Here is a 22,761-nt window from a genome sequence, read left to right on the forward strand (position 1 = left end):
TTCAGAAGCCCACGACTGGATAAATTCATGAAAACAATATTCCAGGACTTCTCCCTCTCCGCCCTGGTCGCCGGCTTCATCGCCACCCTGATTTCCTACGCCGGCCCCTTGGTGATCATCTTCCAGGCCGCCCACAGCGCCCAGCTGTCGGCGGCCGAACTGTCTTCATGGGTCTGGGCGATTTCCATCGGCAGCGGCCTGCTCGGGGTAATCCTCAGCCTGCGCTACAAGGTGCCACTGGTGATTGCCTGGTCGGCACCGGGCTCGGCATTGCTGGTAGCGTTGTTGCCGGGAGTCGCCTTTGCCGAAGCCGTCGGTGCCTACATCGTCGCCAACCTGGTGATCCTGCTGGTGGGGCTGTCCGGCGCCTTCGACCGTATCGTCGGCAAGCTGCCGCCAGCCATATCGGCAGCGATGCTGGCGGGCATCCTGTTCAGCTTCGGCACGGGTCTGTTCGTTTCGCTGAAATCGCAGCCAACCCTGGTGCTGGCGATGTTCGTCAGCTACCTGCTGTTCAAGCGTCTGGCCCCGCGCTATGCGGTGCTGGCGGTGCTGGTCTGCGGCGTGAGCATTGCTGTGCTGGGCGGTGAGTTGAACAGCTCGGCACTGGTGATCGGCCTGGCCACGCCGGTATGGACCACGCCAGCGTTTAGCTGGAATGCAGTACTGAGCATCAGCCTGCCGCTGGTGATGGTGGCCCTGACCGGGCAATTCGTGCCGGGCATCGCGGTGTTGCGCAACGACGGGTATCGCACACCTGCCAGCCCGATCATTGCCAGCAATGCCCTGACCAGCCTATTGCTGGCGCCGTTCGGTTGCCATGGCCTTAACCTGGCGGCGATCACCGCAGCAATCTGTACCGGACGCGAGGCTCATGACGACCCTGGCCGCCGCTATTGGGCCGGGGTTTGGGGTGGCGTGCTGTATTTGCTGCTGGGATTATTCGGCGCGACCCTGGTTTCACTGTTCACCGCCTTCCCCGCTGCCTTGATTGCGGCCCTGGCCGGGTTGGCGTTGTTCGGGGCGATTGGCGGCGCACTGGCCGGGGCGATGAGCGTGCCGAGTGACCGTGAAGCGGCGCTGATCACCTTTCTCGTGACCGCTTCGGGCATGTCATTTCTTGGTTTGTCGGCGGCGTTTTGGGGGCTGATTTTCGGCCTGTTCGCACACTGGCTGCTCAACCTGCGGCGATTGACGCCACAGGCTGGCAGGGCAGGGGTGCAGGCTGACTGATCAGATCTGCATGGCTTTGCCGTCGACGTTCATCGCTGCCTGGCGCAGGGCTTCGGAGCGGGTCGGGTGCGGGTGGCAGGTGAGGGCGATGTCTTCAGCCGAGGCGCTGAACTCCATGGCCACGCAGTACTCGCCGATCATCTCGCTGACACTCGGGCCGACCAGGTGCACACCCAGCACTTCATCGGTACGGGCGTCAGCCAGGACCTTGGCAAAGCCTTCGGTCTCGTGGTTGATCTTGGCCCGGCTGTTGGCGCTGAAAGGGAACTTGCCGACCTTGTACTCGCGCCCTTCGGCCTTGAGCTGTTCTTCGGTCTTGCCGACGCTGGCCAGCTCCGGGCGGGTGTAGATCACCGCCGGGATCAGGTTGTAATTGACCTCATGAGCCTTGCCGGCGATCTGCTCGATGCAGGAGACGGCTTCGTCCTCGGCTTTGTGCGCGAGCATCGCCCCGGAAGTGACATCGCCAATCACCCAGACCCCCGGCACGCTGGTGCGGTGGTGCTGGTTGGCGAGCATGCCGCGCTTGTCAGTCTCAAGGCCGACACTTTCCAGGCCCAGGCCCTGGGTGTAGGGGCGCCGGCCGATGGCGACCAGCACGTAATCGGCTTCGAGGGTTTCGGCGCTGCCGCCAGCGGCAGGCTCCAGGCTCAGGTTCGCCCCGTGCGCCGAAGCGCTGGCCTGGGTGACCTTGCTGCCGAGCTTGAACTTCATGCCTTGCTTGGCCAGGGAGCGTTGCAGGGTTTTTGCCGCTTCTTCATCGGTGCCGGGGCAGATGCGATCAAGGTACTCGACCACGGTCACCTGGCTGCCCAGCCGGCGCCACACCGAACCCAACTCCAGGCCGATCACGCCGGCGCCGATCACCACCAGGTGCCTGGGCACCTCACTCAGGGCCAGGGCGCCGGTGGAGTCGATGATGCGCTGGTTGTCGATAGTGACACCTGGCAGCGGCGTTGGCTCGGAGCCGGTAGCGATGACGATGTCCTTGGCCTGCAGCTCGGTGACAGCGCCCTGGTCGTCGGTCACTTTGACCCGGCCGACGCCGTCGAGCTTGCCCCAGCCCTTGATCCAGTCGACCTTGTTTTTACGGAACAGGAACTCGATGCCCTTGGTCAGGCCGCTGACGCTTTCGTCCTTCTGCTTCATCATCTGCGCAAGGTTTAGGGTTGGTTTGACTTCGATGCCGAGGCTGGCGAACTCGCTGCCAACTGCCGCCTCGTACAGCTCGGAGGCATGCAACAGGGCCTTGGACGGCATGCAGCCGACGTTCAGGCAGGTGCCGCCGAGGGTCGAACGGCCTTCCACGCACGCTACGCTCAGGCCCAGCTGGCCAGCGCGGATGGCCGCGTTGTAGCCGCCAGGCCCGCCGCCGATGATCACCACATCATAGTTTTTCATTGTTGTACTCCAGGATGAAGAATCGACAATGGCGCCAAGACTAATCCGCAATTCGATTGATTGTATACAATTGATCGCGGGCTTGATCAGGCGTCGCAAGGTCTGGAACGGGGCAGATAGGCTCAGACTATGGTCGGCATTAGCTGAAACTTGCTGTAGATGAACTACCCTTTTCGACAGACGTCCGATGAAAAAAGGAGGCTCATTTCATGCTTGCGCAACTTCCACCTGTTCTGCAAAGCCTGCAACTGCCGCTGCGATTGAAGCTCTGGGATGGGCATGCGTTCGATCTGGGACCAAAGCCGCAGGTCACCATCCTGGTCAAGGATCCGCAACTGATCACCCAACTGACCCATCCGAGCCTGGATGAACTGGGTGCGGCATTCGTTGAAGGCAAGCTGGAACTGGAAGGCTCCATCGCTGAGGTGATCCGTGTCTGCGACGAACTCAGCGTGGCCTTGCTCAAGGATGAAGAAGACGATCAGCCGGTGCGTACCGAGCATGACAAGGCTACCGATGCGGCAGCGATCTCTTACCACTACGACCTGTCCAACGCCTTCTACCAGCTGTGGCTGGATAGCGACATGGCGTACTCATGCGCCTATTTCAAATCGGCAACCAACACGCTGGAGCAAGCCCAACAGAACAAGTTCGAGCACCTGTGCCGCAAGCTGCGCCTGCAGAAAGGCGACTACCTGCTCGATGTCGGTTGTGGCTGGGGCGGGCTGGCGCGCTATGCGGCGAGGGAGTTCGGCGCCAAGGTGTTCGGCATCACCTTGAGCCAGGAGCAGCTCAAGCTGGCCCGTGAACGGGTCAAGGCCGAAGACCTGGAAGGGCAGGTGGAGCTGCAGATTCTTGATTACCGTGACCTGCCCCAGGACGGCCGCTTCGACAAGGTAGTGAGTGTCGGTATGTTCGAACACGTCGGCCATGCCAACCTGGCGCTGTATTGCCAGCGGCTGTTCGGGGCAGTGCGCGAAGGCGGCGTGGTGATGAACCACGGCATTACGTCCAAGCACACCGATGGACGACCGGTCGGGCGTGGCGCCGGTAGTTTTATCGAGCGCTACGTATTTCCCCATGGCGAGCTGCCGCACCTGTCGATGATCAGTGCGCGGATCAGCGAGGCGGGCCTGGAAATCGTCGACGTCGAGAGCCTGCGCCTGCATTACGCGCGGACCCTGGAACATTGGAGCAACCGTCTCGAAGCACAACTCGATAAGGCTGGCGCGCTGGTGCCAGAGAAGGCCCTGCGCATCTGGCGCCTGTACCTGGCCGGTTGTTCCTACGCCTTTGCCAAGGGCTGGATCAACCTGCACCAGATCCTCGCGGTGAAACCTTTCGCCGATGGCAGCCATGACCTGCCGCTGACCCGTGCAGACTTCTACCGCTGAAGCGCCTTACAAGATCGGTGAGATCAACCTGGCGATACGCATCCCCAGTTGTTGCAGGCGGTGCGTGTCGCGAGTGTCTTCGGCGGTGATCTCCCGGGCTCGATCGAAGTCATGGGCGAGCATGGCTTCGACCTGGTCGGCGAACTCGCGGTCCACCGTCAGCAGCATGATTTCGAAGTTGAGGCGGAACGAACGGTTGTCGAGGTTGGCGCTGCCGATGGCGCTGATCTCGCTATCGACCAGCACCACCTTCTGATGCAGGAACCCCGGCTCATAGCGAAACATACGCACCCCGGCGCGCACCGCCTCGAAGGCGAACAGGCTGGAGGCGGCGTAGACGATGCGGTGGTCCGGTCGCGAAGGAATCAGGATGCGCACATCCACACCGCGCAATACCGCCAGGCGCAAGGCAGCGAACACGGCCTCGTCGGGGATGAAGTAGGGGCTGGTGATCCACAGCCGTTCGCGCGCCGCGTGAATGGCCTCGACGAAGAACAGTGAGCAGGTCTCCTGTGGGTCGGCCGGACCGCTGGCCAACACCTGGCAGAGCACACCGTCTTCCGGGTAGGTATCCGGCAGAATCAGTGGCGGTAGGTTTCGCGACGCCCAGAACCAGTCTTCGGCGAACGACTCCTGCAAGCAGGCCAGCACCGGCCCGCTGACCTGTACGTGAGTATCACGCCAGGGCGACAGCTTGGGGTTGCCGCCGAGGTACTCATCGCCAACGTTATGCCCGCCAAGAAACCCCTGCAGGCCATCGACCACGACGATCTTGCGGTGGTTGCGGAAGTTGACCTGGAAGCGGTTGAACCAGCCGCGGCGGGTAGCGAAGGCGCGGATGTTCACGCCGCCGTCACGCAGCTTCTGGCTGTAGGCGGAAGGCAGGGCGTGGCTGCCGACGCGGTCATAGAGCACGTAGACCTTCACGCCTTCGGCGGCTTTTTCTAGCAACAGGGTTTGCAACTGCCGCCCGAGGGTATCGTCGTGAATGATGAAGAACTGCACCAGCACCGTATCGCGAGCGCCAGCAATGGCGCGCAAGATCGCATCGAAGGTGGCCTTGCCGTCGACCAGCAAGCGCACCTGGTTATTGGCCAGGCACGGCATGCGCCCGAGCTTGGGCATCGCCCGCAGTGCGCCATAGGATTCCGAGTTGCGCGCGGCCAAGGCTTCCTCGACCCAGGGTCGCCAGTTCAGGTCGGCCATGGCCACGTGCATTTCGCGGTTGGCCTGGCGCCGGGCCTGGATGTAGGCATCGAAGGTTCGGCTGCCGAATACCAGATAGGGAATGAGGGTGAAGTAGGGAATGAACAGCAGCGACAACGCCCAGGCAATGGCCCCCTGGGCCGTGCGCACGGTGAACACTGCGTGCAAGGCGGCGATTGCGCCAAGCAGGTGAATCACGCCAATGAGGTAACCGAAGAAGTAGGGGCTGTGGTAATCCATACGCATCCTGCTGTCCGAAGGCTCTGCCCCTAACAGAGCATGTTCATGGCAGCACTTGCAACCGAAAGCACAAATTGACGTCTAAGCTGTGTTCCAGCTTGGGGCTGGAGTTTCGAGGAGTCATTACATGAAGAATCGTCTTCCGCTGCTGGCACTGGTGCTGGGCCTGGCAAGCCCGTTGGTGCATGCGCAGGTGCTGCAACCTGGCCTGTGGGAGCTGACCACCAGCAACATGCAGGTCGATGGCAAGCCGTTGCCGGACATGGGCTTCATGCTCGGCCAACTGAAGAACCTGCCGCCTGAACAACGGGCGATGATCGAGGGTGGCCTGGCCAAGCAAGGGATCAGCGTGGCCGGTCAGGGCGTACGTTCCTGTCTGACGCCTGAGCAGGTGAAAACCAATGACATCCCGCTGCAGGATCCCAAGTCCGGCTGTACTCAAAAAATCACCGAGCGCAACGGCAATGTCTGGAAGTTCACCTTCAGCTGCCCGAAAGCCCAGGGCAATGGTGAGGCTCAGTTCCTCAGCGACCGCGAGTTCTTGACCAAGGTCAACGGCACCTTCAATGCCTCCGGCGTGCAACAGCAAGGCAGCATGAACACCCGTGCGGTGTGGCTGGGTAATGATTGCGGTACGGTCAAACCGCGAACCTGAAGCGCCTCACCACCGCCATTGGCTGTGAGCGACTGCGTCGTGGGCGTGCAGGCTTTCGGCATGTTCCACGCGCAGGTTGAAGCCGCCGAGCCAGGGCAGGGTTTTCAAGGCCACGTGCAGTCGCCGGGCGGCATCCTCACAGAACATAAGATTCTGTCCATTAGCCAAGGCAAAGGCCTGTTCATCGGCGCGCTTTACCGCAGTTTGTACCGCAGTGCCCAAGGCATTTTCGGCCTGGTTGATCAACGCTTCTAGCGGCAGTTCGTTAATCCCTTGCCTCAAACGAACCTGCAGCTTCGCCACACTGCGTTGGCTGTGAGGGGTAGCGACGATACCTTCGGCACTGCCCAGCCAACTCAAGACAGCTTCATGGCTCAAGCTGCGATTGCCAAAGTCGGTGAGGAACTGCTGCTGAATCAACTGTCGAGCCAAGGCAGCGGAGCAGGGACAGGTGGAGGAATACTCCACATCGACAAATAGTTCCACGTGGAACACTCCGTCTTTTATCTGCGCATCCAGGGTAACCGGATAGGCTTTCCAGCCCGCCAACGGGCTGATCAGGGCAGGTCGTTTGAGCATCAGTTCGAAACGAAGGGTCAAGAACGCGCTGGCGGAAAGCCCGATATGACTATCGAGAAACCGCTCCAGAACTCCGTTCACTAACGCAGGGCTCAACGCTTGTTGTTCTAGAGCTTCCAGCGCCAGGTACAAGCGTGACATGTGAATGCCCCGAGAGGCGCCATCATCAAGGCTGACACCCGCGTCGGCACTTGCTGGCAAATTCTGCCCATTGATCCGTAGGGGCAGGGCAATACCACTCATGCCCACCCAATCCAGTGGCAACTGGCTGTTAGTGGCTTGGGCAGCAATGTCAGGAAGGGTGAAAGCGCTCATCAGTGGTTCACTTTTCAAGGAAGACTATTGGCAGCCGCTCAGGCGATTGCAGCGCAGATTGAAACGCTGCCCGGTGGAACTGGACACGCTGTTCAAGGTGGTCCAACCCACGCGCCGGCTGTAACCGACCCAGGTTTCACCGTTGCTCGCCACGCCTGTGTAAAAGGTCAGCTGGCCATAACGGCTGTTGGTTTGTGCCCATAGCCTGCGACCTTCCATTTCAAAGCCGCGCAGGTAGGTAGTGCTGCCCTGGGTTTGCACGCTGTAGTAATTGCCTTGGGCATCGCTGCAGGCAAGCAGTGTTGCGCTGCGGGTACAGAGCGCCAGGCCGTTGCTGAGGGGCGCGGTGTTCGCGCTGGCGAACTCGCACAGCAGCAATGCGGCAAAGGCAAACAAGCAACGCGATTTCATCTTTCAGGTCGGCCTTTGGTCATGTTCTGAGCGAAGTGGGTTGGCGAGATTGTATTGTTATAATATAACATTGCGCAATGCATCGTTCGAATGCACTCGCCCTGATGAGGATAGCCCCCATGCCCAACCGTCTTCCCGTCACCGTGCTCTCCGGCTTTTTGGGTGCCGGCAAAAGCACGCTGCTCAATCACGTGCTGAAAAACCGCGACAACCTGCGGGTCGCGGTGATCGTCAACGACATGAGTGAAATCAACATCGATGCCAGTGAGGTCCAGCGCAACGTCAGCCTCAACCGCGCCGAAGAGAAGCTGGTGGAGATGAGCAACGGTTGCATCTGCTGCACCCTGCGTGAAGACCTGCTCGAAGAGGTCGCCCGCCTGGCCCGTGAGGGGCGTTTCGATTACCTGTTGATTGAGTCCACCGGCATCTCCGAGCCGTTGCCGGTAGCCGAGACCTTCACCTTTCGTGATGAGCAAGGCCGCAGTCTGGCCGACCAGGCACGCCTGGACACCATGGTCACCGTGGTCGATGGTTTGAACTTCCTGCGTGATTATCAGGCAGCCGAAAGCCTGGCCAGCCGTGGCGAAACCCTTGGTGAAGAAGATGAGCGCTCGATCAGTGACCTGCTGATCGAACAGGTGGAATTTGCCGACGTGATTCTGCTGAGCAAGATCGACCTGATCAGCAGCGCCGAGCGCGAAGAGCTCAGTGCCATTCTGCGCAGTCTCAACGCCCAGGCGCAGATTGTGCCGATGGTCATGGGCCAGGTGCCGTTGCAACAGATCCTCAACACCGGTCTGTTCGACTTCGAGCGCGCCGCCCAGGCGCCCGGCTGGCTGCAGGAACTGCGCGGGGAGCATGTGCCGGAAACCGAGGAGTACGGCATTGCCGCCACTACCTGGCAAGCGCGCCGGCCGCTGCATCCGCAGCGCTTTTTCGACTTTATCCACAAGCCCTGGGACAACGGCCGGCTGCTGCGCTCCAAGGGCTTCTTCTGGCTGGCCAGCAAGCACCAGGACGCCGGGAGCTGGTCGCAAGCGGGCGGTATGATGCGCCATGGTTTTGCCGGGCGCTGGTGGCGTTTTGTTCCACGCGAGCATTGGCCGCAGGATGAGCAGAGTACTGCAGCCATCCTCAAGAACTGGAATGCCGAATGCGGCGATTGCCGCCAGGAGCTGGTGTTCATTGGGCAGAACATCGACTTCGCCCGGCTGGATGCCGAGCTCTCGGCCTGCCTGCTCAGCGATGCAGAAATGGCCGCAGGCGTGCACAGCTGGCGGCAATTGTCCGACCCGTTTGGCCCCTGGTTCGACGAGGAAGCGGCGTGATGCGCCAGGCATTCGGCGAAACCCCTCAGGTACTCACCGAGGCGTTGCAGGATGGCGTGAACCTCGCGGTGTGGCAGCGGCGTCTGCCGGTGCAGATCGAGGACTTTGCCCGGTTGCTGTTGTCGCTGAACCAACCGCTCGGTGAAAGCCGGGTCATCGTACTGGATGAGCAGCAACAGCTGCCGGACCTCAGTGGCTTGCTGGGCGGTTATGCCGACCTGGAGGGCCACGTGGCGTTTCTGACCGATGTTGCCTGGCTGGTAGCCGCCTACGCTTGCCTGCTTGATGCCCGGCGTGTCGGACTGCGGTTACAGGCGCTGAGCAACGCCATGTGCCCGCGGTTTCATGTCGATCATGTCCCCCTGCGTTTGCTGAGCACCTACGCCGGCCCGGGCAGTGAATGGCTGGAAGAAGGCGCAGTCGACCGATCGCAGCTCGCCCGGGAACAACCGGATGCCAATGCCGTCCGCCAGTTGGCCGTGGGCGAGGTGGCTTTGCTCAAGGGCGAGAAATGGCTCGGCAATCAGGGCGCCGGGCTGGTCCATCGTTCGCCGATGCTGGTGAACGGCGAACGTCGTCTGATCCTCAGCCTTGACTGGATGGCCTGAAATAGCGGCATAGTGGTGAAAATTTCAGGCACTCTCCGTCCCATGTTGCAGAACATTCCTACCCACGTGATTGCCGGTCCGCTCGGTGCCGGCAAGACCAGCCTGATTCGTCAGTTGCTGGCGCAGCGGCCCGCCGATGAGCACTGGGCTGTGCTGATCAACGAGTTTGGCCAGATTGGCCTGGATGCGGCGCTGCTGGCTACCGATGACGATGGGATTGCCCTGGGTGAAGTGGCCGGCGGTTGCCTGTGCTGCGTCAACGGCATGCCGTTCCAGGTCGGCCTGGGTCGGTTGCTGCGCAAGGCCAGGCCGCATCGGGTGTTTATCGAGCCGTCCGGATTAGGCCATCCGTTGCAGTTGCTTGAGCAGCTGCGTTTGCCGCCTTGGCAGGGGGTGTTGGCGGTACAACCGGCAGTGCTGGTGCTGGATGCCGAGCAACTGGCTGCAGGTTTTGCCCTGCCTGAAGCACAACAATCCACCCTGGCCAGCGCCGGGTTGCTGGTGCTGAACAAATCCGCCGGGTTGGAGACACAACAGCGCTTGTGGATAACTTCTCAGCTACCTGCTGCCCGTCTGTTCTGGACCGATTTTGGCCAGATACCCTTGTCCGAAGTGCCTGTGGAAAGCGCTGCAGCGCCATTTTCCGGCGCTGTGGATAAGCTGGCGGCGGTCAATGTTTCCGGGGTTGTCAGCAGCCTGTGGACAAATCCGCAGGAGCCTATTTGCAGTATTCAGCAGGCCGCGGAGGGTTGGAGCATAGGTTGGCGATGGCACCCGAGTCAGGTGTTTGATCGTAGCCGCGTGGAGCTTTTTCTGAAGGGCTTGGACTGGCGCCGCGCCAAGGCAGTTATCCACAGCCTGGACGGCTGGCAGTCGATCAACGCCTTGGCAGGGCAGCCTTCGTTGCTGTGGAGCAGCAGTGAATGGCGCCGCGACTCGCGGCTGGAGCTGATCTTCGTCGAGCCGCAAGACCCTGAACGACTAAAGCAAGCCATGCTGGCCTGCCGCGCCTAGTTGCGCCAGCGGTTATGATCCTGACGCCACTGGTTCATCTCGACGACATTGTCGTGGTGTTGAGGCGTCTTGATCTCGAACGGGTAGGGCGCCAGTTCGATCTGCATGGTGTGGGCGCCGAACTGGGTAACGGTACCGGGGTGGCGCTGTTCGCCGGTCACGGTGAATTCGAAGTTGTACACGCGGGCCAGGCGCTTGCGGCCGTTGGCGTCGCGCACGAAACCGATGCGCTTGAGCGCGACATTGCCATCGAGCAGTTCCAGGTCAAGCTTGGCGCAGTGCTGCTTGACCCGCTCCAGGGCCTTTTCACGCAAGCCGTGGTTATGCCACAACCAGGCGCCTGCCGTGGCCAGCAGCATCAGCACGAAGAGATTTCCCAGGGTCAACATTTACATATGCTCCAACGAGGTATGCCCAGCTTAACTGCCTCCCCGGTCTGTCGTACAGGTGGCATTTAGCGCCATACTGCGCGCCTTGTTTTTCATTCCTACGCTTCGGAAGACCTGCATGAAACGTACACCGCATCTGCTCGCCATCCAGTCCCACGTGGTATTCGGCCATGCCGGCAACAGCGCTGCGGTGTTTCCCATGCAGCGGGTCGGGGTGAAGGTCTGGCCGCTCAATACCGTGCAGTTCTCCAACCATACTCAGTATGGCCAGTGGACCGGAGAAGTGCTTGCTCCAGCGCAAATACCTGCACTTGTAGAGGGGATTGCGACGATCGGTGAGCTGGGCAATTGCGATGCAGTGTTGTCCGGCTACCTGGGCAGTGCCGAGCAGGGGCGGGCGATCCTCAGCGGCGTGGCCCGGATCAAGGCCGCCAACCCGCGCGCCTTGTACCTGTGCGACCCGGTGATGGGCCATCCGGAGAAGGGCTGTATCGTCCCGGCCGAGGTCAGCGAGTTTCTGGTTGAAGAAGCGCTGACCAGCGCAGATGTACTGTGCCCGAACCAGCTGGAGCTGGACAGCTTCTGCGGGCGCCGTGCCGAGTCGCTGCAAGACTGTGTCGACATGGCCCGCAGCCTGCTGGCGCGGGGCCCGGAGGCGATCCTGGTCAAGCACCTGGCTTATCCTGGGCGTGGTGCCGAAGACTTTGAAATGCTGCTGGTGACTGCCGAAGGCAGCTGGCATATCCGCCGCCCGCTGCTGGCGTTTGCCCGCCAGCCGGTAGGCGTTGGCGACCTGACTTCAGGCTTGTTCCTGGCGCGCTTGCTGTTGGGCGAGGATTGGGTGGCGGCTTTTGAGTTCACCGCCGCCGCGGTGCACGAAGTGCTGCTGGAAACCCAGGCCTGCGCCAGCTACGAGCTGGAGCTGGTGCGTGCCCAGGACCGCATCGTGCACCCGCGGTTGCGCTTTGCAGCGCAGCCTCTGGCCTTTTAAAGGGCGTCGCCCTTGAGCTCCTGATAGCGTTTTTCCAACTCCTGACGGATCAGCCGGCGCTGTTTGCCCTGCAGGAAACGGCGCTTTTCCTCGCTGGTTTCAGGCTGGCGCGGCGGCACCGCCACCGGCTTGCGGTCATCGTCGACGGCGACCATGGTGAAGAAGCAGCTATTGCTGTGGCGCACCGAACGTTCGCGAATGTTTTCGGTGACCACCTTGATGCCGACTTCCATCGAGGTGTTGCCGGTGTAGTTGACCGAGGCGAGGAAGGTCACCAGCTCGCCGACATGCACCGGTTCGCGAAAGACCACCTGGTCGACCGACAGGGTCACCACATAACGGCCGGCATAGCGGCTGGCGCAGGCATAGGCCACTTCATCGAGGTATTTGAGCAGGGTGCCGCCGTGGACGTTGCCAGAAAAGTTGGCCATGTCCGGGGTCATCAGGACGGTCATCGACAGCTGGGCGTTTCCAGGTTCCATAGTGTGCTCACGGTAAGGTTGCGCTGAGGCGGGGTGGCGATTGCTATTCACGCTTCTTTCCCCCAATACGATTCCCATCTACGTAGACGGGACGCTGACAGCGGCCTTGCCGTCACGCTGTTTGTGCCATTTGCAGCGATGCTTTGGTCGATCTGTTTCTTCATATTGCACCGGCTATTTGCGACAAGCGGCGGTGTTAACCTGAGGAGGCCCATGCAACGTGGGCTTCCTACATTTAAAACGCTATGTACCCGCAACTCAATCAGACAATTCATCGGGTGAGTTGCGGCTTGTCTCTGGATACCAGGTAAGGAGTCCCACGCCGTGCATGCCATCAGCTTTATTCAGGATTTGGCAGTGATCATGCTGGTTGCCGGGGTGGTCACTATCCTGTTCCACCGCTTCAAGCAGCCCGTAGTGCTTGGCTACATTGTTGCCGGCTTTATCATCGGCCCGCACACCCCACCGTTTGGCCTGATTCACGACGAAGACACGATCAAGACCCTGGCCGAGCTCGGGGTGATCTTCCTGATGTTCTGCCTGGGGCTGGAGTTCAGCCTGCGCAAGTTGTTCAAAGTCGGGGCCACGGCGTTCATCGCCGCGTTCCTGGAAATCGTGCTGATGATCTGGATCGGCTTCGAGATCGGCCGCTGGTTCGGCTGGAACACCATGGATTCGCTGTTCCTCGGTGCCATCCTGGCAATCTCCTCGACCACCATCATCGTCAAGGCGCTCAACGACCTGAAGATGAAGAACGAGCGCTTTGCCCAGCTGATCTTTGGCGTGCTGATCGTCGAGGACATCCTTGGCATCGGCATCATCGCCTTGCTCTCGGGCATCGCCGTCAGTGGTACGGTGAGCTCCGGCGAGGTGTTCTCCACAGTCGGCAAGCTGTCGCTGTTCATGATCGTCGCCCTGGTCATCGGCATTTTGCTGGTGCCGCGCCTGTTGGCTTACGTGGCCCGTTTCGAAAGCAACGAGATGCTGCTGATCACCGTCCTGGGCCTGTGTTTTGGCTTCTGCCTGCTGGTGGTCAAGCTTGAATACAGTATGGTCCTGGGTGCCTTCCTGATCGGTGCGATCATGGCCGAGTCGCGTCAGTTGCTGAAGATCGAGCGGCTGATCGAGCCGGTTCGCGACCTGTTCAGTGCCATCTTCTTCGTCGCCATCGGCTTGCTGATCGACCCTTCGATCCTGGTCGAGTACGCCTGGCCGATCGTGGTCATCACCATCGCCGTGGTGCTGGGCAAGATGCTGTCCTGCGGCATGGGCGCCTTTATCGCCGGTAACGACGGACGTACCTCGCTACGGGTAGGGATGGGGCTTTCACAGATTGGCGAATTCTCTTTCATCATCGCCGCACTGGGCATGACCCTGCAGGTCACCAGCGACTTCTTGTACCCGGTGGCGGTAGCCGTTTCGGCTATCACCACACTGCTCACGCCTTACCTGATTCGTGCTGCCGACCCACTGTCGTTGAAGCTGGCCAAGGTCGTGCCGGGGCGCCTGTCGCGGGTGTTGTCGCTGTATGGCGAGTGGTTGCGCAGCATCCAGCCCCATGGCGAAGGGGCATTGCTGGCGTCGATGATCCGACGGATTCTGCTGCAGGTGGGGGTAAACCTGGCGCTGGTGGTGGCGATCTTCTTCAGCGGTGGCTATTTTGCCGCGCGCATTGGTGACTACCTGAGCGAATGGGTCAGTGATGTTGGCCAGCAGAAGGCCTTGATCTGGGGCGCGGCGCTGATGCTGTCGCTGCCATTCCTGATCGCCGCGTATCGCAAGCTCAAGGCGCTGTCGATGCTGCTGGCGGAGATGGGGGTCAAGCCGGAGATGGCCGGACGGCACACCCAGCGGGTTCGACGGGTGATTGCCGAGGTGATCCCACTGCTGTCGCTGCTGGTGATTTTCCTGCTGCTGTCGGCGCTGTCGGCCAGCATTCTGCCTACCAGCGAGCTGCTGTTACTGATCGTGGTGGTCGCGGCGGTGGTGGTTGCAGTGCTGTGGCGCTGGTTCATCCGCGTGCACACACGCATGCAGATCGCCTTGCTGGAGACCCTGGAAAACAACCAGGAGAACCACCACTAAGAGGCGCTTCCTGCGCGGGGCGGTTCGAATGTCCGAGGGGATGGAGCGGTAGCGAAGCGCCACGCGCAGGAAGGCGTGGCGATTCTACGAACATTAATAGCCAAGAGCCATTATTTTATGCGGTTATTTCTCATTCAGCTTTCCAGCCAGACGTCCCGCGCCCAGTGCCAGACCGATTCCCAGCTGTCTTCGGTAACGATTTCTTCTTCACCGGACCACAGCACCACGGTGCCGTCTTCTTCGACGCAGTAGTAGTCGTCGCCATCCTGGCAGATCGGGATCAGGTCGCGCGGCACGCCGGCATCCCAGGCATTGGCTGCCACGTCCGGCAAGTAGGTATGCGACTGCGAGTCGGTGACGGTGACCGGCTCCAGGCTACCGTAGACCACGTCGCTGACCGTCAGCAGGAATTCCTTGAAGACGAACGGAATGTTGATGAACAACTCTTCTTCGATTTCGACCAGTTGGTCTTCGTCCGGCAACTCCAGCGGCACCGGTACCGGTTCATTGGCTTCTCGGAGCTGTTCGATGACTTCTTCCACGGTTCTATCCTCTAACCTTTACGACACGCTGCGCGTTATACCCTAGTAGCCCGCTGCGCTAAAAGCAAAACCCCGGGACAAGCCCGGGGTTTTTTTGTGCAATGCCTCAAGATCAGCCGTTCTGACGGATCCCGGCGACCAGCCAAGGCTGGTTTTCGCCCGGCGCGCGTTCCATGTTCCAGCTTTCGCTGAACACTTCGCCCTGGTCGAAGCGCGAGGTCTTCGACACACCGCTGAAGGTCAGGGTGGCGATGGTCTTGTCGGCACGGTCGTCGACACCTTCGAGCTGCACGTTCAGGTCGTCGATGTAGGTGGACTGGAATGCATCACCCAGGTCAGCACGCTCTTGCTTGAGGAACTGCAGCATCTGCGGCGTGACGAACTCGGCGATCTTGTCCATTTCGTTGGCGTCCCAGTGCTGCTGCAGCGACTGGAAGTGGTTGCGGGCAGCCGCGAGGAAGCTCTGCTCGTTGAACCAGGCCGGGGCGTTGATCACCGGGCGGGCAGCGGCGGCAGGCGCAGCGGAACCACCGAAGATCGACGGCTGGGCAGGCTGCTGGTGCACTTCACGCTGGAATGGCGCGTGGCCGGCGGCGGCCATTTGTGGCTGCTGCTTGCGACGACGGGCGGCGATGAAGCGGAACACCAGGAAGGCGATCAGCGCCATGATCAGGATGTCGAAGATCTGCATGCCCTGGAAGCCGTCGCCCATGAACATGGAGGCCAGCAGGCCACCGGCGGCGAGACCGGCCAGTGGGCCGAGCCAGCGCGAAGCACCGCTGGCAGCGGCAGGTGCGCGACCTGGCGCGGTTGGCGAGGCAGCCGGAGTAGCCGGGGCCGCCTGACGGGTCTGGTGGGTCGGCGCGGCGCCCGAGCTCTTGCCGCCGCCGAAGCGTTTGGCGTTGGCGTCGAGACTCATCGTCAGGCCGATGCACAGCGCCAAAGCGATGCTAAGAAAACGTTGCATAGAAGGGTATTCCCGTTTTGTGGATTGCACGCGCGTCATGGTGCACAGGTTGTAGGACACATGACCAGCGCCATAATGTTTCCAGCTTTTGCCTGAATTGTCTGTATACGCTGTAGGAGCGGGCTTGCCCCGCGATTTGCGGTTTGCAAGTCACATTGCATCACGGGGCAAGCCCGCTCCTACAGGGCCTCAAGCTTGGCGTAACCGAGCATCAGCCATTTGCTGCCCTCGGCGAAGTTGACCTGGACCCGGGCCTGGGCGCCGGAACCCTCGAAGTTGAGGATCACGCCTTCGCCGAATACCGCGTGCTGCACCCGCTGGCCCAGATTGAAGGCGGTCTGCGGGATGTTGGCGTTGGCAAACAGGCTGCTCGAGTTCTGCTGCTGGCCCGAGCCGAACGGACGGCTGACGCTGTTGGACAAGCGTACTTCCTGAACCAGGCCGGTCGGAATCTCGCGTACGAAGCGCGAGACCTTGTTGTAGGTCTCGCTGCCATACAACCTGCGGGTTTCGGCGTAGGTCATCACCAACTGCTGCATGGCGCGGGTGATGCCGACGTAGGCCAGGCGGCGCTCTTCTTCCAAGCGGCCGGGTTCTTCCAGGCTCATCTTGTGCGGGAACAGGCCTTCTTCCATGCCGACCAGGAACACATGGGGGAATTCCAGGCCCTTGGCGCTGTGCAGGGTCATCAGCTGGATGCTGTCTTCGTGCTCGTCGGCCTGGGCGTCGCCGGCTTCCAGCGAGGCGTGGCCGAGGAACGCCGCCAATGGCGAAAGCTCGGCGTCTTCTTCGCTGTTTTCGAAGTTGCGCGCGGCGCTGACCAGTTCCTCAAGGTTTTCTACCCGGGCCTGGCCTTTTTCGCCTTTTTCTTCCTGGTGATAGACGATCAGCCCGGACTGCTCGATAACCGTCTGGGTCATCAGGTGCAGGGGCATCTCCAGGACCTTGGCAGCAAGGTTTTCGATCATTTCCATGAACGCGCCCAGGGCACTGGCAGCGCGGCCTTTGAGCGCCTTGTTGGCGATCAGCAGGCTCATCGATTCCCACATCGAGACCTGGGCGTGGCGCGCGTGCTCGCGAATCGCTTCGACGGTTTTCTCGCCGATGCCACGCGGAGGTACGTTGATTACCCGCTCAAGGGCGGCGTCGTTGCCGCGGCCTTCAAGCAGACGCAGGTAGGCCATGGCGTTCTTGATCTCGGCGCGCTCGAAGAAGCGCTGACCACCATAGATGCGGTAAGGAATGCGTTCGCGCAGCAGCGCTTCTTCAAGCACCCGCGACTGGGCGTTGGAGCGATAAAGGATGGCGATATCGTTGCGGGCCAGGCCGGTCTTGAGCGCGCTTTCGATGCTCTCGACCACGTAGCGGGCTTCGTCGTGTTCGTTGAAGGCGGCGTACAGGCTCAGCGGCTCGCCATCGCCACCGTCGGTCCACAGCTCTTTGCCCAAACGCCCGCTATTGTTAGCAATCAGGGCGTTGGCCGCCTTGAGGATGCCGGCGGTGGAGCGGTAGTTCTGCTCCAGGCGGATCAGCTCGGCGTCGGGGAAGTCGGCCGTGTACTGGTGGATGTTCTCGATCTTGGCGCCGCGCCAGCCGTAAATCGACTGGTCGTCGTCGCCGACCACCATCAGGCTGTCGCCACCCTTGGCCAGCAGTCGCAGCCAGGCGTACTGCACGGCGTTGGTATCCTGGAACTCGTCGACCAGCACATGGCGGAAGCGCCGCTGGTAGTGTTCGAGCAGGCCGGGGTGGTCGCGCCACAGGTCCAGGGCGCGCAGCAGCAGCTCGGAGAAGTCGATGACGCCGGCGCGCTGGCAGGCTGCCTCGTAGGCTTCATAGATGCTGCGCATGGTGCCCAGGAACAGGTCACCACTGGCCTGGATATGTTGCGGGCGCAGGCCTTCGTCTTTCTGGCCGTTGATGAACCATTGCGCCTGGCGCGCCGGCCAGCGCTGTTCATCCAGGCCCAGCTCGCGGATTACCCGCTTGACCAGGCGCTGCTGGTCGTCGCTGTCGAGGATCTGGAAGTTCTGGTTCAGCCCCGCCTCTTGCCAGTGCGCGCGCAACAGGCGGTGCGCCAGGCCGTGGAAGGTGCCTACCCACATGCCGGCCGGGTTGATGCCCATCAGCTGTTCGATACGCTGGCGCATCTCGGCAGCGGCCTTGTTGGTGAAGGTCACCGACAGGATCGAGTGCGGCGAGGCCTGCACGACCTGGATCAACCAGGCGATGCGGTGCACCAGCACACGGGTCTTGCCGGAGCCGGCACCGGCCAGGACCAACTGACGACCGACCGGCGCAGCTACAGCCTGGCGTTGGGCGTCGTTGAGAGAGTTCAACAGGAGAGAGAGATCATCGCGCATCCGGCCATTTTAGGGGCGCAGACGACCCTTGGGCAAATATACAGTAGAAAAACTTGCCACTGACGACCGGCCGGTCACCGGCTGCAGCCCAAGGCCTGCGCGCTTGAGCGCCTGCCGTCGGGAAATGCGATGAAATAATTATGATCCAGAGCAGTTTGGCCCGGGGGCTTGCTTGTGTATGCTCCGTGCACGTTTAAGGCTAACCATTACAAGAACACTGCCTATGACACTCGGTTCCGACTCCATGAGCGCCCCTTCCGAAGCGCGCCGGAGTATTCGCAAACACTTCGCAACCCAACTGGCTGTCGAGCGCACCCGCCTGCTATACCAGGGCTCGTTGCTGCCGACCCTGTTCATGCTGCTCAATGGTCTGGTCTGTGCCTGGTTGCTCTGGAGCCCGGCGCGCTACCTTTTGGTCAGCGTGTGGATCGTCTGGCTGATGGCCCTGGTGGCGTTGCGGGTGATTCAGGTCGCCGCCTTCGATGCCGCCATGCCCGATCGTCAGGCCCAGCCCAGCTGGTGGCGAATGTTCCTGCTCGGTTCGGCTTTCAGCGGCCTGACCCTGGCCAGCGCGGCAATAGCCCTGGTGCCTGTGGATAACTTCGTGCAGCAGGCCTGGGTGTTTGGCCTGCTGGGGGCGGCGACGCTATCGGCCAGCGTTGCCTATGCCGTCAGCCTGCCGGCCTTCCTCAGTTTTACCTTGCCCTGCCTGCTGCCGCCGATTGCCTTCCTGTTCTGGAATGGCGATGAACAGCAGCGCGGCTGGGGCTGGCTTGGGCTGATTCTATTGATCGCCTTGTCAGTGGTGGCCTGGCAGGTCAACCGGCTGATCGAGCGTGGGCTGTTGCGGCGCTTTCAGAATCAGGAACTGATCGAGCACCTGCAAGCTGCGCAAAGCCGCAGCGAACGACTTAACCAGGCATTGGCCGGGGAGGTCGAGCAGCGTCGGTTGATCGAGGAACAACTGCGCGAGGCGCAAGTGGGACTTGAGTCGCGCGTCGCCCAGCGCAGCCAGGAGCTCGATGTTGCCAACCAGGCGCTGAGCAAGAGCGAACAGCGCCTGGCCCTGGCCCTGGAGGCCAGCGAACTGGGGCTGTGGGACTGGAACCTGGAAACCGACGAGATCCACCATACCCAATTGCGTGAATTGTTCGGCCTGGAGCCTGAACAGGTCCAGGAAATGCTCGCGCACCTCAAGCCACGGCTGCATCCCGATGACGTGCCGCTGCTCAAGCGCACCCTGGTCGAACACCTCAAGGGTCGCAGCGAGGATTACCGCATCGACTACCGGGTGCGTCACCGCCAGGGCCACTGGTGCTGGATCGAAGACCGTGGTCGGGCGGTGGAGCGCGATGCCAGCGGGCGGGTGTTGCGTATGCTCGGCACCCGCCGCGATATCAGCGCGCAAAAAGCCCAGGAAGAACAACAGCGCCTGGCCGCCACCGTATTCGAAGCGGCCAGCGAAGGCATCGTGATTCTCGATCCTGACTATGTGTTGCTGGCGGTCAATCAGGCCTTTTGCCGGGTTACCGGCTACAACCGCGAAGAACTGCTCCAGGGCCGTTTGCTGGAGCTGCCGTGCAGCCGGGATGCACGCCGGCATTCCCAGGCCATCGAACTGGCGCTGGAGCAGCAGGGCAGCTGGCAGGGTGAGCTGGTCGAGGCGCGCAAGAACGGTGAGCTTTATCCACAGTGGCTGCAGCTTAACGGCGTGCGCGATGCCCGCGGCAACCTGACCAGCATCGTCGGCTTCTTTACCGACCTGTCGGCACGCCGCGAGTCCGAGGAGCGCCTGCGTTACCTGGCCCACTATGACGAGCTGACGGGCCTCGCCAACCGCGCCTTGTTCCGCCTGCGCCTGCATGAGGCCGGTGAGCGCCTGCGTCAGAGCGGGCGCGGGCTGGCGCTGCTGCACATCGACCTGGACCGCTTCAAGCTGCTCAATGACAGCCTTGGCCATGAAGTTGCCGACCATTTGCTCAAGCAGATGGCCCAGCGCATCAGCAATGCCATGCCCGAGGCCGACACGGTGGCGCGGCTTTCCGGCGACGAGTTTGCCGTGCTGTTCGATGCCTATAGCAACCTGTCGAGCCTGGTGCGGGTCGCCAGCCGCCTGCTCGACAAATTGCGTGTGCCGCTGCGGGTCGATGGCCACGAGCTGGTGATCAGCGCTTCGGTGGGCATCAGCCTGCTGGCCGACACCTCGCGGGATGTCACGGTGTTGGTCAGCCAGGCCAATACCGCCATGCAACACGCCAAGCACCTGGGGGGCGATAACTTCCAGTTCTACACCGAGAGCCTGCAGGCCAGCACCCTGCAGCGCCTGCAGTTGGAGAACCACCTGCGCAAGGCCATCGAAGAGCGCCAATTGCAGGTCTACTACCAACCCAAGTTGTGTCTGGCCACTGGCCGTCTGCATGCAGCCGAGGCGCTGGTGCGCTGGCAGCATCCGCAGTGGGGCATGGTGCCGCCGTCGGACTTCATCGGCCTGGCCGAAGAAACCGGGCTGATTGCGCCGATGGGCGAGTTCGTCTTGCGCCAGGCTTGCTGGCAGGCCTGCGAGTGGCAGCGCATGGGTCTGGAGCCGATCCGCGTGTCGGTGAACCTGTCGGTCTATCAGTTGCGTCAGGGCAAGCTGGTCAGCCTGGTGCGCCAGGTGCTGGAGGAAAGCGGCCTGGCCCCGCACCTGCTGGAACTGGAGCTGACCGAGAGCCAGTTGCTCGACAGCGTCGAGCACATCATCGCCACCTTCCGCCAGTTACACGAACTGGGGGTAAAGCTGGCGATCGACGACTTCGGCACCGGCTATTCATCGCTCAGCTACCTCAAGCGCTTCCCGGTGGATTACGTGAAAATCGATCAGGCCTTTATCCGTGGCCTGAGCGAGGGTAGCGAAGACGCGGCCATTACCCGGGCAATCATCGCCATGGCCCAGAGCCTGGACCTGCAGGTGGTGGCCGAGGGCGTCGAGACCCATGAACAGCTGGATTTCCTGCGCAAGCAAGGCTGCAATGAAGTGCAGGGCTATCTGATCAGCCGACCGGTACCGGCGCAGGAGCTGGCCGGGTTACTGGCCAGCCGCTACAGCTTTTAAAGGTGCCAGGCGCGGCCCTGGTGCGCCAGCAGGCTGTGCGCCTGGTCCGGGCCGTTGCTGCCGGCATGGTAGGGGCGTGGGGCCTGGAAGTGCTCCTGCCAGCCAGTGAGGATCGGGTCGATCCAGGCCCAGGCCGCCTCGACCTCGTCACGGCGCATGAACAGCGTCGAGTCGCCTTCGAGCACATCCAGCAACAGCCGCTCATAGGCGTCCCAGCGACGGGTCTGGCCGAACACCTGGGCCAGGTTGAGGTTCAGTTCCACCGGCTCCAGGCGCATGCCCTTGCCGGGGGTCTTGGTCATCATCTGCAGGCTGATGCGCTCATCGGGTTGTAGTTGAATCAGCAGTTGGTTGGCCTGATCACCTTCGAACAGGCGATGGGGCACCGGCTTGAACTGGATGACGATCTGCGACGAACGCTTGGCCAGGCGCTTGCCGGTACGCAAGTAGAAGGGCACGCCGGCCCAGCGCCAGTTGTTGATATGCGCTTCTACGGCGACGAAGGTCTCGGTATCGCTGTCGTTGTCGACATCTTTCTCGAAGTAGTAGGCCGGAACTTCCTGGCCGCCGATCTTGCCGGCGCTGTACTGGCCGCGCACGGTCTTGTCCTGCACATCCTGGCCAGTGATCGGTTGCAGGGCCTTGAGGATCTTCACCTTCTCGTCGCGTACCGCTTCGGCCTCGAACTGTGCCGGTGGCTCCATGGCCACCAGGCAGAGCAGCTGCAGCAAGTGATTCTGCAGCATGTCGCGAGTGGCGCCGGCGCGATCGTAGTAGGCGCCGCGGTTCTCTACACCGAGGGTTTCACAGACGCTGATCTGCACATGATCGACCTGGTTGTTGCGCCACACGGGCTCGAGCAGGGCATTGGCGAAGCGCAGGGCCATGAGGTTCTGCACGGTTTCCTTGCCCAGGTAGTGATCGATACGAAACACCTGCGACTCGGCGAAAACGGCGCCGAAGGCCTCGTTGATTGCCGTCGCCGACTCCAGCGAGTGGCCGATCGGTTTTTCCAGCACGATGCGCGCATCGTGATCGGCCAAGCCTGCGACTTTGAGGTGGTTGGCAATTGGCACGAACAGGTTGGGTGCGGTGGCCAGGTAGTAGATCCGGGTCAGGCCGCCGGCCTCACCCAGAAACCGTGCCAGACGGACAAAATCGGCGCTTTGCGAGGCGTCCATGGGGAAGTAGTCGAGGCGGGCAGAGAAGCGCGCCCAGACATCTTCATCGAAGTCGGCACGGGCGATCTGCGCCCGGCAACGGCGTTCGGCGAGCTTGAGGAATTCATTGCGTGGCAGATTGCTGCGGGCCAGGGCGATGATGCGCACGGCGGGGTGTAGGCGAGCCTCGCGATACAGGTGGTAGAGCGCCGGAAGCAGTTTGTGCAGGGCCAGGTCACCGGTGCCGCCGAACACCATGATGTCGCAAGGGATAGTCAATACCACCACTCTCCTAGTTCGTTTA

General features: G+C 61.7%; 19 protein-coding genes. 9 read left to right on the forward strand and 10 right to left on the reverse strand.

Going from position 1 to position 22,761, the window contains the following annotated elements; genetic code table 11:
• The first annotated feature begins 27 nt into the window (after positions 1 to 27).
• Positions 28 to 1,233, forward strand: coding sequence for a benzoate/H(+) symporter BenE family transporter (locus CCOS864_RS00755; protein WP_115084600.1), 1,206 nt, complete (start codon positions 28 to 30; stop codon positions 1,231 to 1,233).
• On the opposite strand, the gene lpdA is transcribed toward CCOS864_RS00755, so the two are convergent.
• The gene (lpdA, locus tag CCOS864_RS00760; RefSeq protein WP_115084602.1) at positions 1,234 to 2,634 is read right to left on the reverse strand and encodes a dihydrolipoyl dehydrogenase; all 1,401 of its coding nucleotides are present in this window, start codon (positions 2,632 to 2,634) and stop codon (positions 1,234 to 1,236) included.
• Between the two features lie 209 nt (positions 2,635 to 2,843).
• On the opposite strand from lpdA, the gene cfaB reads away from it, so the two are divergent.
• Positions 2,844 to 4,028 carry a C17 cyclopropane fatty acid synthase CfaB gene (gene cfaB / locus CCOS864_RS00765; protein ID WP_115084603.1) on the forward strand — a complete coding sequence of 395 codons (1,185 nt, stop codon included), beginning with the start codon at positions 2,844 to 2,846 and terminating at the stop codon, positions 4,026 to 4,028.
• A 6-nt stretch (positions 4,029 to 4,034) separates the two neighbouring features.
• Here the strand turns inward: cfaB and cls are convergent, their stop codons facing one another.
• Positions 4,035 to 5,474, reverse strand: a complete 1,440-nt coding sequence (cls, locus tag CCOS864_RS00770) for a cardiolipin synthase (RefSeq protein WP_115084605.1) — start codon at positions 5,472 to 5,474, stop codon at positions 4,035 to 4,037.
• A gap of 127 nt (positions 5,475 to 5,601) precedes the next feature.
• On the opposite strand from cls, the gene CCOS864_RS00775 reads away from it, so the two are divergent.
• Positions 5,602 to 6,129, forward strand: coding sequence for a DUF3617 domain-containing protein (locus CCOS864_RS00775; protein ID WP_115084606.1), 528 nt, complete (start codon positions 5,602 to 5,604; stop codon positions 6,127 to 6,129).
• A 6-nt stretch (positions 6,130 to 6,135) separates the two neighbouring features.
• Here the strand turns inward: CCOS864_RS00775 and folE2 are convergent, their stop codons facing one another.
• On the reverse strand, positions 6,136 to 7,023 hold the full coding sequence (gene folE2 / locus CCOS864_RS00780; RefSeq protein ID WP_115084607.1) for a GTP cyclohydrolase FolE2: 888 nt from the start codon (positions 7,021 to 7,023) through the stop codon (positions 6,136 to 6,138).
• Positions 7,024 to 7,047: 24 nt separating this feature from the next.
• Positions 7,048 to 7,434, reverse strand: a complete 387-nt coding sequence (locus CCOS864_RS00785) for a glutamine synthetase (protein WP_115084608.1) — start codon at positions 7,432 to 7,434, stop codon at positions 7,048 to 7,050.
• Positions 7,435 to 7,553: 119 nt separating this feature from the next.
• Between CCOS864_RS00785 and zigA the strand changes: the two genes are divergently transcribed.
• The 3 genes from zigA to CCOS864_RS00800 are packed head-to-tail and all read left to right on the forward strand — an operon-like array spanning position 7,554 to position 10,384.
• Positions 7,554 to 8,762 carry a zinc metallochaperone GTPase ZigA gene (zigA, locus tag CCOS864_RS00790; protein WP_115084609.1) on the forward strand — a complete coding sequence of 403 codons (1,209 nt, stop codon included), beginning with the start codon at positions 7,554 to 7,556 and terminating at the stop codon, positions 8,760 to 8,762.
• Positions 8,762 to 9,370 (forward strand): DUF1826 domain-containing protein, encoded by a 609-nt coding sequence (locus CCOS864_RS00795; protein ID WP_115084610.1) that lies wholly within the window; start codon positions 8,762 to 8,764, stop codon positions 9,368 to 9,370. The genes zigA and CCOS864_RS00795 overlap by 1 nt, the downstream gene beginning before the upstream one ends.
• A gap of 42 nt (positions 9,371 to 9,412) precedes the next feature.
• On the forward strand, positions 9,413 to 10,384 hold the full coding sequence (locus tag CCOS864_RS00800; RefSeq protein WP_115084611.1) for a CobW family GTP-binding protein: 972 nt from the start codon (positions 9,413 to 9,415) through the stop codon (positions 10,382 to 10,384).
• Here the strand turns inward: CCOS864_RS00800 and CCOS864_RS00805 are convergent.
• Positions 10,381 to 10,773 carry a DUF3301 domain-containing protein gene (locus tag CCOS864_RS00805; RefSeq protein WP_010222780.1) on the reverse strand — a complete coding sequence of 131 codons (393 nt, stop codon included), beginning with the start codon at positions 10,771 to 10,773 and terminating at the stop codon, positions 10,381 to 10,383. The genes CCOS864_RS00800 and CCOS864_RS00805 overlap by 4 nt on opposite strands.
• A 118-nt stretch (positions 10,774 to 10,891) precedes the next feature.
• On the opposite strand from CCOS864_RS00805, the gene pdxY reads away from it, so the two are divergent.
• On the forward strand, positions 10,892 to 11,764 hold the full coding sequence (pdxY, locus tag CCOS864_RS00810; RefSeq protein WP_115084612.1) for a pyridoxal kinase PdxY: 873 nt from the start codon (positions 10,892 to 10,894) through the stop codon (positions 11,762 to 11,764).
• Here pdxY and CCOS864_RS00815 read toward each other — a convergent pair.
• The gene (locus CCOS864_RS00815) at positions 11,761 to 12,246 is read right to left on the reverse strand and encodes an acyl-CoA thioesterase (RefSeq protein ID WP_010222782.1); all 486 of its coding nucleotides are present in this window, start codon (positions 12,244 to 12,246) and stop codon (positions 11,761 to 11,763) included. The genes pdxY and CCOS864_RS00815 overlap by 4 nt on opposite strands.
• 324 nt (positions 12,247 to 12,570) lie before the next feature.
• Here CCOS864_RS00815 and CCOS864_RS00820 point away from each other — a divergent pair, with 324 nt between their 5' ends.
• Complete coding sequence (locus CCOS864_RS00820) at positions 12,571 to 14,331, forward strand: cation:proton antiporter (protein ID WP_115084613.1); 1,761 nt, start codon at positions 12,571 to 12,573, stop codon at positions 14,329 to 14,331.
• 134 nt (positions 14,332 to 14,465) lie between these two features.
• On the opposite strand, the gene CCOS864_RS00825 is transcribed toward CCOS864_RS00820, so the two are convergent.
• From CCOS864_RS00825 to uvrD, 3 genes are all read right to left on the reverse strand, one after another.
• Entirely contained in the window at positions 14,466 to 14,873 is a 408-nt protein-coding gene (locus CCOS864_RS00825) for an SMI1/KNR4 family protein (RefSeq protein WP_115084614.1), read from the reverse strand.
• Between the two features lie 112 nt (positions 14,874 to 14,985).
• A complete protein-coding gene (locus CCOS864_RS00830) occupies positions 14,986 to 15,840 on the reverse strand; it encodes a Tim44 domain-containing protein (protein WP_115084615.1) in 855 nt (284 codons plus the stop codon).
• A 179-nt stretch (positions 15,841 to 16,019) separates the two neighbouring features.
• Entirely contained in the window at positions 16,020 to 18,203 is a 2,184-nt protein-coding gene (gene uvrD, locus CCOS864_RS00835) for a DNA helicase II (protein WP_115084616.1), read from the reverse strand.
• A gap of 223 nt (positions 18,204 to 18,426) precedes the next feature.
• On the opposite strand from uvrD, the gene CCOS864_RS00840 reads away from it, so the two are divergent.
• Complete coding sequence (locus tag CCOS864_RS00840) at positions 18,427 to 21,297, forward strand: EAL domain-containing protein (protein ID WP_115084617.1); 2,871 nt, start codon at positions 18,427 to 18,429, stop codon at positions 21,295 to 21,297.
• Here the strand turns inward: CCOS864_RS00840 and zwf are convergent.
• Positions 21,294 to 22,736, reverse strand: a complete 1,443-nt coding sequence (gene zwf / locus CCOS864_RS00845; protein WP_115084618.1) for a glucose-6-phosphate dehydrogenase — start codon at positions 22,734 to 22,736, stop codon at positions 21,294 to 21,296. The two genes, CCOS864_RS00840 and zwf, sit on opposite strands and share 4 nt — an antisense overlap.
• Positions 22,737 to 22,761: the final 25 nt, after the last annotated feature.

This window comes from Pseudomonas wadenswilerensis, from assembly GCF_900497695.1.
Taxonomy (GTDB): domain Bacteria; phylum Pseudomonadota; class Gammaproteobacteria; order Pseudomonadales; family Pseudomonadaceae; genus Aquipseudomonas; species Aquipseudomonas wadenswilerensis.

Coding starts and splice junctions, on each gene's coding strand:
- CCOS864_RS00755 (WP_115084600.1), top strand. CDS start 28: ATGAAAACAATATTCCAGGACTTCTCCCTCTCCGCCCTGGTCGCCGGC.
- lpdA (WP_115084602.1), bottom strand. CDS start 2,634: ATGAAAAACTATGATGTGGTGATCATCGGCGGCGGGCCTGGCGGCTAC.
- cfaB (WP_115084603.1), top strand. CDS start 2,844: ATGCTTGCGCAACTTCCACCTGTTCTGCAAAGCCTGCAACTGCCGCTG.
- cls (WP_115084605.1), bottom strand. CDS start 5,474: ATGGATTACCACAGCCCCTACTTCTTCGGTTACCTCATTGGCGTGATT.
- CCOS864_RS00775 (WP_115084606.1), top strand. CDS start 5,602: ATGAAGAATCGTCTTCCGCTGCTGGCACTGGTGCTGGGCCTGGCAAGC.
- folE2 (WP_115084607.1), bottom strand. CDS start 7,023: ATGAGCGCTTTCACCCTTCCTGACATTGCTGCCCAAGCCACTAACAGC.
- CCOS864_RS00785 (WP_115084608.1), bottom strand. CDS start 7,434: ATGAAATCGCGTTGCTTGTTTGCCTTTGCCGCATTGCTGCTGTGCGAG.
- zigA (WP_115084609.1), top strand. CDS start 7,554: ATGCCCAACCGTCTTCCCGTCACCGTGCTCTCCGGCTTTTTGGGTGCC.
- CCOS864_RS00795 (WP_115084610.1), top strand. CDS start 8,762: ATGCGCCAGGCATTCGGCGAAACCCCTCAGGTACTCACCGAGGCGTTG.
- CCOS864_RS00800 (WP_115084611.1), top strand. CDS start 9,413: ATGTTGCAGAACATTCCTACCCACGTGATTGCCGGTCCGCTCGGTGCC.
- CCOS864_RS00805 (WP_010222780.1), bottom strand. CDS start 10,773: ATGTTGACCCTGGGAAATCTCTTCGTGCTGATGCTGCTGGCCACGGCA.
- pdxY (WP_115084612.1), top strand. CDS start 10,892: ATGAAACGTACACCGCATCTGCTCGCCATCCAGTCCCACGTGGTATTC.
- CCOS864_RS00815 (WP_010222782.1), bottom strand. CDS start 12,246: ATGGAACCTGGAAACGCCCAGCTGTCGATGACCGTCCTGATGACCCCG.
- CCOS864_RS00830 (WP_115084615.1), bottom strand. CDS start 15,840: ATGCAACGTTTTCTTAGCATCGCTTTGGCGCTGTGCATCGGCCTGACG.
- uvrD (WP_115084616.1), bottom strand. CDS start 18,203: ATGCGCGATGATCTCTCTCTCCTGTTGAACTCTCTCAACGACGCCCAA.
- CCOS864_RS00840 (WP_115084617.1), top strand. CDS start 18,427: ATGACACTCGGTTCCGACTCCATGAGCGCCCCTTCCGAAGCGCGCCGG.